This is a genomic window from Burkholderia sp. AU17457 (genome assembly GCF_002223255.1).
Classification (GTDB): Bacteria; Pseudomonadota; Gammaproteobacteria; order Burkholderiales; family Burkholderiaceae; genus Burkholderia; species Burkholderia sola.
The window spans coordinates 109,427-123,304 of the sequence record NZ_NKFB01000001.1; the positions used below are offsets into that span (position 1 = coordinate 109,427).

Annotated in this window: 12 protein-coding genes; 7 read left to right on the plus strand and 5 right to left on the minus strand. The window is 68.7% G+C overall.

Annotated elements, in window-relative coordinates; all coding sequences use genetic code 11:
* The first annotated feature begins 1 nt into the window (after position 1).
* The gene (locus CFB49_RS00530; protein ID WP_050015844.1) at positions 2-1,141 is read left to right on the plus strand and encodes a branched-chain amino acid ABC transporter substrate-binding protein; all 1,140 of its coding nucleotides are present in this window, start codon (positions 2-4) and stop codon (positions 1,139-1,141) included.
* 188 nt (positions 1,142-1,329) lie between these two features.
* Here the strand turns inward: CFB49_RS00530 and CFB49_RS00535 are convergent, their stop codons facing one another.
* Genes CFB49_RS00535 through CFB49_RS00545 form a run of 3 tightly spaced genes read right to left on the minus strand, consistent with a single transcriptional unit; the run spans position 1,330 to position 5,170 of the window.
* Positions 1,330-1,935: a hypothetical protein gene (locus CFB49_RS00535; RefSeq protein WP_249190576.1), complete on the minus strand. Its 606-nt coding sequence runs from the start codon at positions 1,933-1,935 to the stop codon at positions 1,330-1,332.
* 20 nt (positions 1,936-1,955) lie between these two features.
* Positions 1,956-3,467: a class I adenylate-forming enzyme family protein gene (locus CFB49_RS00540; protein WP_089490528.1), complete on the minus strand. Its 1,512-nt coding sequence runs from the start codon at positions 3,465-3,467 to the stop codon at positions 1,956-1,958.
* 50 nt (positions 3,468-3,517) lie between these two features.
* Positions 3,518-5,170: an acyl-CoA dehydrogenase family protein gene (locus CFB49_RS00545; RefSeq protein WP_089490529.1), complete on the minus strand. Its 1,653-nt coding sequence runs from the start codon at positions 5,168-5,170 to the stop codon at positions 3,518-3,520.
* Positions 5,171-5,291: 121 nt separating this feature from the next.
* On the opposite strand from CFB49_RS00545, the gene CFB49_RS00550 reads away from it, so the two are divergent.
* The 4 genes from CFB49_RS00550 (at position 5,292) to CFB49_RS00565 (ending at position 9,607) form a co-directional block, all read left to right on the plus strand.
* Positions 5,292-5,960 (plus strand): TetR/AcrR family transcriptional regulator, encoded by a 669-nt coding sequence (locus tag CFB49_RS00550; protein ID WP_069618773.1) that lies wholly within the window; start codon positions 5,292-5,294, stop codon positions 5,958-5,960.
* Between the two features lie 208 nt (positions 5,961-6,168).
* Complete coding sequence (locus CFB49_RS00555; protein WP_011694020.1) at positions 6,169-7,323, plus strand: pyridoxal phosphate-dependent aminotransferase; 1,155 nt, start codon at positions 6,169-6,171, stop codon at positions 7,321-7,323.
* 49 nt (positions 7,324-7,372) lie between these two features.
* On the plus strand, positions 7,373-8,161 hold the full coding sequence (locus CFB49_RS00560; protein ID WP_089434426.1) for an ABC transporter substrate-binding protein: 789 nt from the start codon (positions 7,373-7,375) through the stop codon (positions 8,159-8,161).
* Between the two features lie 15 nt (positions 8,162-8,176).
* Positions 8,177-9,607, plus strand: a complete 1,431-nt coding sequence (locus tag CFB49_RS00565) for an FAD-binding oxidoreductase (RefSeq protein WP_089490530.1) — start codon at positions 8,177-8,179, stop codon at positions 9,605-9,607.
* A 45-nt stretch (positions 9,608-9,652) separates the two neighbouring features.
* Here the strand turns inward: CFB49_RS00565 and CFB49_RS00570 are convergent, their stop codons facing one another.
* On the minus strand, positions 9,653-10,225 hold the full coding sequence (locus CFB49_RS00570) for a PadR family transcriptional regulator (RefSeq protein WP_069618771.1): 573 nt from the start codon (positions 10,223-10,225) through the stop codon (positions 9,653-9,655).
* Between the two features lie 68 nt (positions 10,226-10,293).
* Complete coding sequence (gene cadR, locus CFB49_RS00575; RefSeq protein WP_006477300.1) at positions 10,294-10,725, minus strand: Cd(II)/Pb(II)-responsive transcriptional regulator; 432 nt, start codon at positions 10,723-10,725, stop codon at positions 10,294-10,296.
* A gap of 82 nt (positions 10,726-10,807) precedes the next feature.
* Here cadR and CFB49_RS00580 point away from each other — a divergent pair, with 82 nt between their 5' ends.
* Positions 10,808-13,354 (plus strand): heavy metal translocating P-type ATPase, encoded by a 2,547-nt coding sequence (locus CFB49_RS00580; RefSeq protein ID WP_089490531.1) that lies wholly within the window; start codon positions 10,808-10,810, stop codon positions 13,352-13,354.
* Positions 13,355-13,364: 10 nt separating this feature from the next.
* The gene (locus CFB49_RS00585; RefSeq protein ID WP_089490532.1) at positions 13,365-13,739 is read left to right on the plus strand and encodes a zinc ribbon domain-containing protein; all 375 of its coding nucleotides are present in this window, start codon (positions 13,365-13,367) and stop codon (positions 13,737-13,739) included.
* Positions 13,740-13,878: the final 139 nt, after the last annotated feature.

Below are 13,878 nucleotides of genomic sequence, written 5' to 3' on the forward strand. Positions count from 1 at the left end.
TATGCAACACACGATGAAAAAAGTGGCAGGCGCGACGTTCGTCGCGGTCATGTCGCTGGCGGGGACGGCCCATGCGGACGACGTGAAGATTGGTTACGCAGGGCCGATGACGGGCGCGCAGGCGCACTACGGCAAGGATATGCAGAACGGGATCGTGCTCGCGCTGGAAGACTTCAACGCGACGAACCCGAAGATCGGCGGCAAGGCCGTGAAGTTCGTGCTCGACACGCAGGACGACCAGGCCGACCCGCGCACGGGTACGACGGTCGCCCAGAAGCTGGTCGACGACGGCATCAAGGGCATGCTCGGCCACTTCAACTCGGGCACGACGATTCCCGCTTCGCGCATCTACGCGAACGCGGGCATTCCGGAAATCGCGATGGCGACGGCGCCGGAATACACGCAGCAGGGTTACAAGACGACCTTCCGCATGATGACGTCCGACACGCAGCAGGGGTCGGTGGCTGGCACGTTCGCGTCGAAGGATCTCGGCATGAAGAAGATCGCGATCGTCGACGACCGCACGGCCTACGGCCAGGGTCTCGCCGACCAGTTCGAGAAGGCCGCGAAGGCCGGCGGCGCGACGATCGTCGACCGTGAATTCACGAACGACAAGGCTGTCGACTTCAAGGCGATCCTGACGAAGCTGAAGGCGGCGAAGCCGGACCTCGTCTACTACGGTGGCGCGGATTCGCAGGCAGCGCCGATGGTCAAGCAGATGAAGGCGCTCGGCATCACCGCACCGCTGATGAGCGGCGAAATGGTGAAGACGCCGACGTTCCTGAAGATCGCGGGCAACGCGGCCGAAGGCACGATCGCCTCGCTGGCCGGCCTCCCGCTGGAAGAAATGCCGGGCGGCAAGGCTTACGCGGACAAGTACAAGAAGCGCTTCGGCGAAGACGTGCAGACGTACTCGCCGTACGCGTACGACGGCGCGATGGCGATGCTGAACGCGATGAAGAAGGCCGATTCGACCGATCCGGCGAAGTACCTGCCGGTGCTCGCGAAGACCGACATGGCCGGCGTCACGTCGACGCACGTCGCGTACGACGCGAAGGGCGACCTGAAGAACGGCGGCATCACGATGTACAAGGTCGAGAAGGGCGACTGGAAGCCGCTGAAGAGCATCGGCGGGAAGTAAGTAGTTTGATGTGGTGTGACGTGTGGGCGGCGTTGCGACGCGTCGTCCCGCGCTTCATGCGAAAAAGCCACCGGGTCCGGTGGCTTTTTCTTTGGTGGGACACGGCCGACGGGCATAGGGATCTTGCAGGCAGGGGCGCCGCGTGCGTACATCGAGACCGCATCGCCATGATCGGCTGCGGTGTGGCGTTACTTGCCGTCGCAGCACTTGTTAGGGCAATCGGGCAGGAAGGAAATTTCCACGCGCCGCCCATTGTCCACGTCGCCATGCGAATAGACGCGGACGCTCTTCTTGATGGCTCCACGTAAAAAACCGAGTTGCTCCAGCAGTGCATACGCGGTTTGCAATCTTGATTGCGCAAGGGCCAGTGCTCCCGGTTCACTTTCCTCGGCATGGCCGCTGATCAGTGTTGTCTCCTTGGTTAGGTGATTTGCGTAATTGAGCTTTTGGTCGGCTGTCCATTTTGCAATGCGAGCGATTTCGGCGTTCGATATGTGAGAGCTATCTCTCGAAAAAAAGATGTCGACGTTCTCGCTGGCGATGCATGCGAATGCCGGACTGGAAGTGATCAGGCATAGGCCAATAATAAATTTAGGCATGTAAATGACGTGTCTTGCAATGCTGTCGGCATTGTTGATGGTCGCCGTTGCTTGACCGCGGCCCTGTCTCGGTAAATGGAATGTCCTGTCCGGAGACGCTATTCCAGATAAGAAGCGTTGATCAATCGGACAAGTATGATTCGCTATCCGCAATTTCTTATGCGAGGAGAATATGAGTGCGCGGATTGTAAGCACGCAGACCCAATCCTGGGTACTTAGTCACTACGATGGACGCGCAGCAGAAACTTCTGCAACTTGCCCGTCGGCGTGCGCGGCAACGCCTGCACGAACGTGAATTCGCGCGGGACCTTGTACGCGGCGAGCCGCTCGCCGCAGAACGCGCGCAGCGCATCCGCATCGGGCGCCGCGTTCGCCCGCATCACCACGTGCGCGACGACCGTCTCGCCCCAGTCCGGATGCGCGACGCCGACCACGGCCGCCTCGGCGATGTCCGGGTGCGCGCCGAGCACGTCCTCCACTTCCTTCGAATAAACGTTCTCGCCACCGGTGACGATCATGTCCTTCAGCCGGTCGACGATGAACAGATAGCCATCCTGATCGATCCGCGCGAGGTCGCCGGTGCGATACCAGCCGCCCGGCGCGAACGCGGCGCGCGTCGCGGCCGCGTCGTCGAGATAGCCGAGCATCATGCTGCCGGTCTTCAGCCAGATCTCGCCGGTTTCGCCCGGCAGCGCATCGACGCCGTCCGTCCGCACGACCCGCAGGTCGACGCCCGGGCCGCCGTGGCGGCCGATCGAGCCGGCCTTCGCGATCTGCTCGTCCGGATACAGCGTCGTGCCGGCCGGCCCGGTTTCGGTCATCCCGTACACCTGGAAGAACGCGCGGCTGCGATACGCCCGCGCAAGCCGTTCGGCCTGTGCGGCGCCGGTCGGGCCGCCGCCGTACAGCCACGCGCGCACGCTCGACAGGTCGAACGCCGCGAAACCGTCGACCGTGTCGAGCGGCAGCGTGTACGACACCGGCGCGCCGAAATACAGCGTCACGCGCTCGCGTTCGACGGTCTGCAGGAAGCGCAACGGATGGTAATCGCGCAGCAGCACGACGGTGCCGCCCGCGACCAGCGTGCCGCCGAACCAGTTGTTCAGCGGCGACGAATGCCAGATCGGCATCGCCATCAGCGTGCGCTCGTTGCGGTCGATCCCGATCGCGAGCGCCGCCTGCATCGCGGCGAGCGTCACCGTGTGATGACTGTGCACGCAACCCTTCGGGCGGCCGGTCGTGCCGGACGTATAGAGGATCTGCGCGACGTCGTCGTCGGCCGGTTCGATGCCCGCGAGGCCGTCCATCGTCGCGCACATCGTGTCGAAGTTCGGCACGCCGTCGAGTTCGCCTTCGGTCACGAGCCGCCGCGCCGGATGCACGATCCGCTCGACCACCGGTGCGAGCGCCACGTCGAACAGCAGCGCGGTGCTGCCGCTGTGTTCGAGCACGTAGTCGACTTCCGGCGCCTGCAGCTTGTGGTTGACCGGCACGAACGCCGCGCCGAGGCGCCATGCGCCGAACATCAGGTCGACGAAGGCCGGCGTGTTGAAGCACATCGCGGCGACGCGGTCGCCGGCCGCAACGCCGAGCGCGCTCAGCACGGCCGCCGCGCGGTGCGAACGCAGGCGCGCGGCCGCATACGTGATCGTCGCGGATTCGCTGACGAGGAACGGTTTGTCGGGCGTCGCACGGGCGGCGCGGTCGAGGGCGGCGACGAGGTTCATCGAGGCTCCGGGCGGGCGAACGAACGGGAATTCGGGTGAACGGGCCGGCGTCAGGCCGGGTACGCGCGCTGCAGCAGCGCGGCCACGTCGATCGCGCGCGGATCGAAGCCGCCCGCGATACGGCCCCAGTCGGGCGCGGCGAGTCGCGTCGCGACGAACGCGTCGGCGACCGCTGCCGGCGCATCGCGACGCAGCAGGCACGCCTGCGCGACGAGCGCGAGCCGCTGCGCGAACACGCGGCCCGACGCTTCGAGCGTGTCGGCCGGGGCGGCGAGCATCGCGCGCAACGCGTCGAGCGCCGCGCGGACGCGCGGCTCGCCCGCGCCGAGGTCGGCGAGTTCGTCGAACAGCGCGGCGGCCGCGTCGGGCTCGCGCGACACCGCGCGCAGCACGTCGAGACACATCACGTTGCCCGAGCCTTCCCAGATCGAGTTGACGGGCGCCTCGCGGAACAGGCGCGCGATCGGGCCGTCGTCGACGTAGCCGTTGCCGCCGAACACTTCCATTACCTCGCCGGTCAGCTCGACCGCGCGCTTGCAGACCCACAATTTCGCGGCGGGCGTGACGATCCGCTTCCATGCGCGCTCGCGCGGCGAGTCGTCGCGCTCGAACGCGTCGGCGAGCCGCATCGCGAGCGACAGCGCCGCCTCGCTTTCGAGCGCGAGATCGGCGAGCACGGTGCGCATCAGCGGCTGCTCGGCGAGCGCGCGGCCGAATGCGTGGCGCTGGCGCGTGTAGGCGATCGCCTGCACGACGCCCTGGCGCAGCATCGCCGCGCTGCCGAGCACGCAGTTCAGCCGCGTGTAGGTGGCCATCTCGATGATGGTCGGAATGCCGCGGCCTTCGTCGCCGAGCATGATCCCCCACGCGTCGTTCAGCTCGATCTCGCTGCTCGAGTTGCTGCGGTTGCCGACCTTGTTCTTCAGCCGCTGGATCTCGACCGCGTTCTTCGTGCCGTCCGGCCGCCAGCGCGGCACGTAGAAGCACGACGGGCCGCCGGCTTCGGTGCGCGCGACGACGAGGTGCGCGTCGCACATCGGCGCCGAGAAGAACCACTTGTGGCCGCGCAGCCGGTATTCGCCGCCGCGGCCGCCCGCGCCGGCCGGCGTGGCGAGCGTCGTGTTCGCGCGCACGTCGGAGCCGCCCTGTTTCTCGGTCATGCCCATGCCGAACCAGATCGCGCGCTTGTCGGCGATCGGCACGTCGCGCGGGTCGTAGTCGTCGCTGTAGAGCTTGTCGCGCAGCAGCTCCCACAGCGCGGGCTCCTTCTGCAGCACGGGAATCGCGGCCTGCGTCATCGTCGCCGGGCACAGCGTGCCGGCCTCGATCTGGCCGTGCAGGTAGAAGCCGGCGGCCGTCGCGGCCCAGCGGCCGCGGCGCGACTCGCGGAACGCGAGCGACACGAAGCCTTCGTGGCGATACTGGCCGAGCAGCGCGTGCCAGGCGGGATGGAAATCGACGCGGTCGATGCGCCGGCCGCGCCGGTCGAACGCGTTCAGTTCCGGTGTGTGGCGGTTCGCTTCGTCGGCGAGCCGCGCGGTGTCGGCGCTGCCGAGCCGCGCGCCGTACGCGTCCAGCTGCGGCACGGCCCAGTCGGCGCCCGCCCGGGCGAGCGCGTCGCGCAGCGCGAGATCCGTCGCGAAGAGGTTATAGTCGACGAGTTCGTCGAACTGGTTCGTGACGGCGTGAGTCGAGTCGGTCATCGCGGTTGTCTCCGGTCTCGTGCTGCGCGGTCAGCCGGCGTCATGCCGCGCGAAAGGGCGCGTCGGCGCGGGTTCCGGCTTCCGGTAAAACGTATTCCCTGCTGAATTCAGAGTAGCAAATATGCCGCCGCGACATGTTCAGGTTCCGGCGCCGCCCGGCTCGCCGGCGGCGCAACCCGCGCCCGCGTTGCGCCGCCGGCCGCGCCAGTCGCGCGCGCAGGCGAGCTCCGACGCGCTGCAACAGGCGTTCGTTCAGCTTTTGCTCGAACGCGGCTACGCGAAGGCGACGATCCGCGAGATCGCGGCCGTCGCGGGCGTCAGCATCGGCACCTTCTACGAGTATTTCGGCGACAAGCAGAGCCTCGCGGCGCTCTGCATCCACCGCCGCGTGCTGGCACTGGCCGACCGGCTGCGCGACACGGTGCAGCGGTTGCGCGGCGCGCCGCGGGCCGCGCTCGCCGGCGCGCTGGTCGATCTGCAGGTCGATACGATCGCCGCCGACGCGGCGCTGTGGGGCGCGCTGTTCGCACTGGAGCGGCAGGTGTCGCCGCTGGCCGCCTATCGCCGGCATTACGACGCCTATGTCGCGCTGTGGCGCGACGCGCTGGCCCACGCGGCCGATCCGCCGCCGGCCGCGCGGCTCGACGGGCTCGCGCGGATGGCCCACACGATCTGCTACGGCGGACTGTCGCAGGCGCTGCTGACGCTCGGGCCCGCGCTCGATTTCGCCGCGCAACGCCGCGAATTGCGGGCCGTGCTGCTCGCGTACCTCGCGGCGGCGGACGCCTAGCCTTTCGTACGGAAAATGCCCGATTTGCATGCCGGCCGGTCTAGCCGGCCTTGCCGTGGCGTGCTTCTCCCGGCGGGCCATGAGAAAAATGCATGGCCGCCATGACGAACTTTCGATTGTCCGCCGATATTGGCTCGGGCTAAATCATGCGGCAGATGCAGGGTTGCGCAGGGCGCGCCCCGCCCGAAGGACATCAGGAGGAGGAGTCATGCGAAGCGCCACCGCGCCCCGTTCGAAACTGCCCGACGTCGGGACGACGATCTTCACGGTGATCGGCCAACTGGCTGCTCAACACGACGCGCTGAACCTGTCGCAGGGCGCGCCGAATTTCGCGCCCGATCCGGCGCTCGTCGAAGGCGTCGCGCGCGCGATGCGCGACGGTCACAACCAGTACGCGCCGATGGCCGGCGTGATCGCGCTGCGCGAGCGGCTCGCCGAGAAGACGGAGGCGCTGTACGGCGCGCGCTACGATCCGGCGACCGAGATCACGGTGATCGCGAGCGCGAGCGAGGGGCTGTATGCGGCGATCAGCGCGCTCGTGCATCCGGGCGACGAGGTGATCTATTTCGAGCCGTCGTTCGACAGCTATGCGCCGATCGTGCGGCTGCAGGGCGCGACGCCGGTCGCGATCAAGCTGTCGCCCGAGCATTTCCGCGTGAACTGGGACGAGGTGGCCGCGGCCATCACACCGCGCACGCGGATGATCATCGTCAACACGCCGCACAACCCGACCGCGACGGTGTTCTCCGCCGACGATCTCGAGCGGCTCGCGCAGCTCACGCGCGACACGGGCATCGTGGTGCTGTCCGACGAAGTCTACGAGCACGTCGTGTTCGACGGCGCGCAGCACCAGAGCGTCGCGCGCCACCGCGAGCTGGCCGAGCGCAGCGTGATCGTGTCGTCGTTCGGCAAGTCGTTCCACGTGACCGGCTGGCGGGTCGGCCATTGCCTCGCGCCGGCCGAACTGATGGACGAGATCCGCAAGGTGCACCAGTTCATGGTGTTCTCGGCCGACACGCCGATGCAGGTCGCGTTCGCGGAGATCCTCGCGCGGCCCGACAGCTATCTCGGCCTGTCGGCGTTCTACCAGGCCAAGCGCGACCTGCTCGCGCGCGAGCTGGCCGATTCGCGTTTCGAGCTGCTGCCGAGCGAAGGCTCGTTCTTCATGCTCGCGCGCTTTCGCCACTTCTCGGACGAAAGCGACAGCGATTTCGTGCTGCGCCTGATCCGCGACGCGCGTGTCGCGACGATTCCGCTGTCGGCGTTCTATACCGACGGCACCGACGCCGGCGTGATCCGGCTCAGTTTTTCGAAGGACGACGCGACGCTGGTCGAAGGCGCGCGGCGGCTGCGTTCGCTGTAAGACAACCGGCGACGGGGACGTCGCATCGACCGGACACTTGGAGATCACGATGAAACACACGGCTACCCTGAAACTCGCGTTCGCACTCGCGTGCGCGATCGGCGCCGGCGCGGCGCTCGCCGATGCGCCGACGCTGCGCTTCGGCCTCGAAGCGCAATACCCGCCGTTCGAATCGAAGGCGCCGAACGGCGACCTGCAGGGCTTCGACATCGACGTCGGCAATGCCGTCTGCCAGACGGCGAAGCTGTCGTGCAAATGGGTCGAGACGTCGTTCGACGGGCTGATTCCGGCACTGAAGGGCCGCAAGTTCGACGCGATCAACTCGGCGATGAATGCGACCGAGCAGCGGCGCCAGGCGATCGACTTCACGACGATCATCTATCGCGTGCCGACCCAGCTGATCGCGCGCACGGGCAGCGGGCTGCTGCCGACGCCCGAATCGCTGAAGGGCAAGCGCGTGGGCGTGCTGCAGGCGTCGATCCAGGAAACCTTCGCGAAGGCGCACTGGGAGCCGGCCGGCGTCGCGGTCGTGCCGTACCAGGACCAGAACCAGGCGTATGCGGATCTGGTCGCGGGCCGCCTCGACGCGACGCTCGTGCTCGCGCCGTCCGGCCAGCGCGGCTTCCTGTCGCGCCCGGACGGCAAGGGCTTCTCGTTCGTCGGCCAGCCGGTGCACGACGACAAGATCCTCGGCAGCGGCATCGCGTTCGGCCTGCGCAAGGGCGACGACGCGCTGAAGGCGAAGCTCGACGCGGCGATCGACAAGCTGAAGGCGGACGGCACGGTGAAGTCGCTCGGCCTGAAGTATTTCGGCGATATCGACATCTCGACGAAGTAAGCGGGGCCGCGCACGATGCCGACCCCGAACCCGAGCGCCGCGGGCAGCGAACCGGGCGGCAGGCCGCTGCCGGACGATGCCGTCGATGCCGTGCTGGCCGCCGAACTGGGCGACGCGCTCGTCACGCGCGCGGCCGATATCGATCCGCGTTACTTCACCGCGTACAACGAGCCGGCCGGCGTGCGGCCGCGTGCGCTGGTGCGCCCGCGCAGCGTCGACGACGTGTCGCGCACGCTCGCGTTATGCATGCGGCTCGGTCAGCCGGTCGTGCCGCAAGGCGGACTGACGGGGCTCGCGCGCGGCGCGGTCGCGCTGGGCGGGGAGGTCGTGCTGTCGATGGAGCGCTTCGCGGGCATCGAGGCGCTCGACGCGGCGGCCGGTACGATCACCGTGCGCGCGGGCACGCCGCTGCAGGCGGTGCAGGAAGCCGCGGGAGCGGCGGGCTTCACGTTCGGCGTCGATCTCGGTGCGCGCGGCTCGTGCCAGATCGGCGGCATGCTCGCGACCAACGCGGGCGGCACGCGCGCGATCCGCTACGGGATGATGCGCGAGCAGGTGCTCGGGCTCGAGGCCGTGCTCGCGGACGGCACGGTCGTGTCGTCGATGAACCGGATGCTGAAGAACAACGCGGGCTACGACCTGAAGCAGCTCTTCATCGGCAGCGAAGGGACGCTCGGCGTCGTCACGCGCGCGGTGCTGCGGCTGCATCCGTTGCTCGCGGCGCCGGCCACGGCGCTCTGCCGCGTGCGCGACTACGGGGCGGTGGTCGCGCTGTGGAACCGCGTGCGCATGCTGCCGGAAGTCGTCAGCTTCGAGGCGATGTGGCCGGCGTTCTACGACTATGTCGCGCGCCATACGCCCGGTGTGTCTGCGCCATTTGTCGGCGATGGCGGTTTCGCGGTGTTGATCGAATGCGCGACGAGCGCGCCGGGCGGCGATGCGCACCGGGCGCTCGAAATGGGGCTGGCCGCCGGATTCGATGCTGCGCTCGTCGACGATGCGGTGCTCGCGGCCTCCGAGCGGCAGGCGCGCGATTTGTGGACGCTGCGCGAAGGGCTTGCGATCGATGCGCTGCCCCATCTCGTCAACTTCGACGTGAGTCTGCCGACGGGCGAACTCGGCGCGTTCGCCGAACGCTGCGAGGCGGCGTTGCGGGCGCGCTGGCCGGCGCTCACGTGCCTGTTCTTCGGCCATGTCGGCGACGGCAACGTGCACATCGGCGTGTCGCTGGCCGGGATGACCGACGCGGATGCCGATGCGCTCGATCGCTGCGTGTATGCGGTGGTGCGCGACATGGGCGGCTCGGTGTCGGCCGAGCACGGGATCGGCGTACTCAAACGCCCTTATCTGGCGCACACGCGCAGCGACGCGGAAATCGGGTTGATGCGGCGCCTGAAGGACGCGCTGGACCCGCGCGGCATCCTGAATCCCGGCAAGGTGCTTTGACGCGACCGACGCCCGTCGCCGACGGGAAACGGCCGGCGCGATGCATCAGCCGTCCACCCAGCGCAGCGCGCCGATCTTCAGGTGTTCGACGACGCTGCGCGCCCAGTCGAGCTCCGCATTGAGCAGCACGAGCGCATATTCGTTCTGCAGCAGGAACAGGCGCGGCACCTGGTCGGCCTGCGCGGTGGCGCGCAGCGCTTCGAGCCGCTCGCGCTCGGCGTCGAGCCGTGCGATGCGCAGCTCGAGCTGGCGACGCGCATCTTCCGCATCGAGCAGCGGCAGGAACGCGAGGCCGGCGCCGAATGCCGGAAATTCACGCGCGGGCTCCGCGAGCAGCGCATGCAGCCACGCCTGCCCCGCCGTGTGCCCGGCTTCCGTCAACGCATACAGCGTGCGCTCCGGAAACGCGCCGTCGCGCTCGGTGTCGTGCACGACGATCAGCCCGTCGCGCAGCAGCCTGTCGATCGTCTGGTAGAGGCTCGTGCGCTGTCGCACGTTGACGACTTCGTCGTAGCCGCGGGCCTTCAGTTGCTGCAGCATCCCGTACGGATGCATCGGCGTTTCGGTGAGCGTCGCGAGGACGGCCAGCGCGAGCGGGGACGGTCGGCTCGTAGACATGAATAGTTAAAGTATATCTAGTAATAATATAACTATTATCTATCAGACTATCATGTTTGACAAGGGTTTCAGCCGAGATGCGAGCGCTTCGCGGCCGGGGCGACGGTTTCCATCGTCGCAAGACCGTGCACGATGCCGCAATCCTCGACCGAGTGCTCGCCGACGCACTGGCGGCGCAATTCAGTCAGCTGGTCGCGCAGGTGCGTGAGTTCCGCGAGGCGCGCATCGACGTGTCCAATGTGATCGTCGAGCAGCGAATTGATCGAATCGCAGCGGTCGGCCGGCGTGTCGGTGAGCCGCAGCAGCGCGCGGATTTCGTCGTGCGCCATGTCGAGCGCGCGGCAATTGCGGATGAAGCGCAGCCGTTCGACGTGCACGTCGGTGTAGTTGCGATAGTTCGAATCGGTGCGCTCCGCATCGGGCATCAGGCCCTCTTTCTCGTAGAAACGGATCGTCTCGGGCGTGCAGCGGGCTGCTTTGGCCAGTTCGCCGATCTTCATGTCGTGCTCCCGTGTAAGGGTTGACCTTGTAGTGGCTTCAGGGTGTTAACTCTACACCGTCAAGCCACAAAAGGAGGTTGTCATGACCGACGCCCAGCGTCCCCACGACCCACGACACCGTCATGCCGGCGGCGCCGATGCCTGCTGCGCCGATGCGCGCGACGCGCAGACGGTGACCGTGGCCGATGCGGCGCCGGCGGCCGGCGAGCGCGCGCACGGCCATGATCATGACCACGATCACGATCACGACGAAGCTGGTGGCGATACGCATCGCCATGGCGCCGCGTGTTCGCCCGACCATGCCGACCACGACCACGACCACGACCACGACCACGACCACGACCACGACCACGACCACGACCACGACCACGACCACGACCACGACCACGACCACGACCACGACCACGCGGCCGGCGACTGCTGCGCGCCCGCCGCGCTGACGCTCGCGCCGCTGCCGGTCGCGCAGGCGACCGCGTCTGGCCACGTGCGCTCCGCGTTCCGGATCATGCAGATGGACTGCCCGACCGAGGAAACGCTGATCCGCAAGAAGCTCGGCGGCATGCAGCAGGTATCGGCGCTCGAATTCAACCTGATGCAGCGGATGCTGACCGTCGAGCACGTGGCCGGCGCGCAGCCGGCGATCGAAAGCGCGATCCGCACGCTCGGGATGACGCCTGAGGCCGCCACGACGGCCACGGCCGGCGGCCCGGCGGCGCGCGTCGCCGACGCGCCGGCCAAACCGTGGTGGCCGCTGGCGCTGGCCGGCGTCGCCGCGATCGCGTCCGAAGGCGCGACCTGGGCCGGGCTGCCTGTGTGGCTGTCGGCGGCGCTCGCGCTCGCCGCGGTGCTCGCGTGCGGGCTGACGACGTACAAGAAAGGCTGGATCGCGATCCGCAACGGCAACCTGAACATCAACGCGCTGATGAGCATCGCGGTGACGGGCGCGATGGCGATCGGCCAGTGGCCGGAAGCCGCGATGGTGATGGTGCTGTTCACGATCGCCGAGCTGATCGAGGCGAAGTCGCTCGACCGCGCGCGCAATGCGATCCAGGGGCTGATGCAGCTCGCGCCGGACACCGCGACCGTGCAGCAGGCCGACGGCGCGTGGCGCACGATCGAGGCCGCACAGGTCGCGCTTGGCGCGGTCGTGCGCGTGAAGCCGGGCGAGCGGATCGGGCTGGACGGCGAAGTCGTCGCCGGCCGCTCGACGGTCAACCAGGCGCCGATCACCGGCGAGAGCCTGCCCGTCGAAAAGGCGAGCGGCGACGCCGTGTACGCGGGCACGATCAACGAATCGGGTTCGTTCGAATACCGTGTGACGGCCGTCGCGGCGAACTCGACGCTTGCACGGATCATCCATGCGGTCGAGGAAGCGCAGGGCGCGAAGGCGCCGACGCAGCGCTTCGTCGACCAGTTCGCCCGCGTGTATACGCCGATCGTGTTCGCGGTCGCGCTGCTGGTCGCGGTGGTGCCGCCGCTCGCGATGGGCGGCGCGTGGCACGACTGGATCTACCGCGCGCTCGTGCTGCTCGTGATCGCGTGCCCGTGTGCGCTGGTGATCTCGACGCCCGTGACCATCGTGTCGGGGCTCGCGGCCGCGGCGCGGCGCGGGATTCTCGTGAAGGGCGGCGTCTATCTGGAAGAAGGGCGCAAGCTCGCGTGGCTTGCACTCGACAAGACCGGCACGATCACGCACGGCAAGCCGGTGCAGACCGACTTCGACGTGCATGCGGACGACGCCGATGCGGCGCGCGTGCGGCACCTCGGCGCGAGCCTCGCGGCGCGCTCCGATCACCCGGTGTCGCAGGCGATTGCCGGGGCGGCCCGCGACGCCGGCACGACGGCATTCGCCGACGTGCAGGACTTCGAAGCGATTGTCGGGCGCGGCGTGCGCGGCACGATCGACGGCACGCGTTACTGGCTCGGCAATCACCGGCTCGTCGAGGAGCTGCAGCGCTGCTCGGCGGCGCTCGAGGCGAAGCTCGACGCGCTGGAGCGGCAGGGCAAGAGCGTCGTCGTGCTGGTCGACGCAACGCGCGTGCTCGGCATCTTCGCGGTGGCCGACACGATCAAGGACACGAGCCGCGATGCGATCGCCGACCTGCATGCGCTCGGCATCCGCACCGCGATGCTGACGGGCGACAACCCGCATACCGCGCAGGCGATCGCGCGGCAGGCCGGCATCGACGATGCGCGCGGCAACCAGTTGCCGGAAGACAAGCTCGCGGCGGTCGACGAACTGTCGGCGGGCGGCGCGGGCGCGGTCGGGATGGTCGGCGACGGGATCAACGATGCGCCGGCGCTCGCGCGCGCCGACATCGGCTTCGCGATGGGCGCGATGGGCACCGACACCGCGATCGAGACGGCCGACGTCGCGCTGATGGACGACGACCTGCGCAAGATCCCCGCGTTCGTGCGGCTGTCGCGCGCGACGCACCGCGTGCTGGTGCAGAACATCGGTTTCGCGCTCGGCGTGAAGGTCGTGTTCCTCGGCCTCACGGTCGCGGGGCTCGGCACGATGTGGATGGCGGTCTTCGCCGACGCGGGCGCGAGCCTGATCGTCGTGGCCAACGGTTTGCGGCTGCTGTCGTCCTCCGGCGCGTTCGGTGGCGCCCAGGCCGCGCGTTGAGGAGCCGGCGATGAGCTTTCTGAAACGGATTCTCGGCGGCCACGGCGGCCATGGCGGCGGGCACGGCAATAGCGGGAACGGCGGCCACGGCGGCGGGCATCACGGCGGCCCGCGCCAGGGCGGGCACGGCGGCCACGATGCGCGCGGCCGCGATCGCCACGGCTGGGGCCGGCAGGCGCCGGCCGACGCGGCCAACGGTGGTCAGGGCGGCAGGCTGGCGCCGAGCCAGCTCGCGTGCGCGGGCTGCGGCGCACTCTACGCGGCCGATGCACGCTTCTGCGCGCAGTGCGGCGCGGCGCAACGCGGCAAGGCCTGCAGCCGCTGCCACGCGGCGCTGGCGGCCGACGCGCGGTTCTGTCCCGGCTGCGGAACGCAGGCGGCTTGAAGCTATCCGCGTGTTCGTGCCGGCTGCGCATCAGCACAGGCCGGCACGCTTCGCTCGACGGCCGGCGCACCGGCATGCCCGATGCCGTCCCGGGCATGCTCGCACCCGCAATATCGTCGCGGTCCGTCCAGATACACGG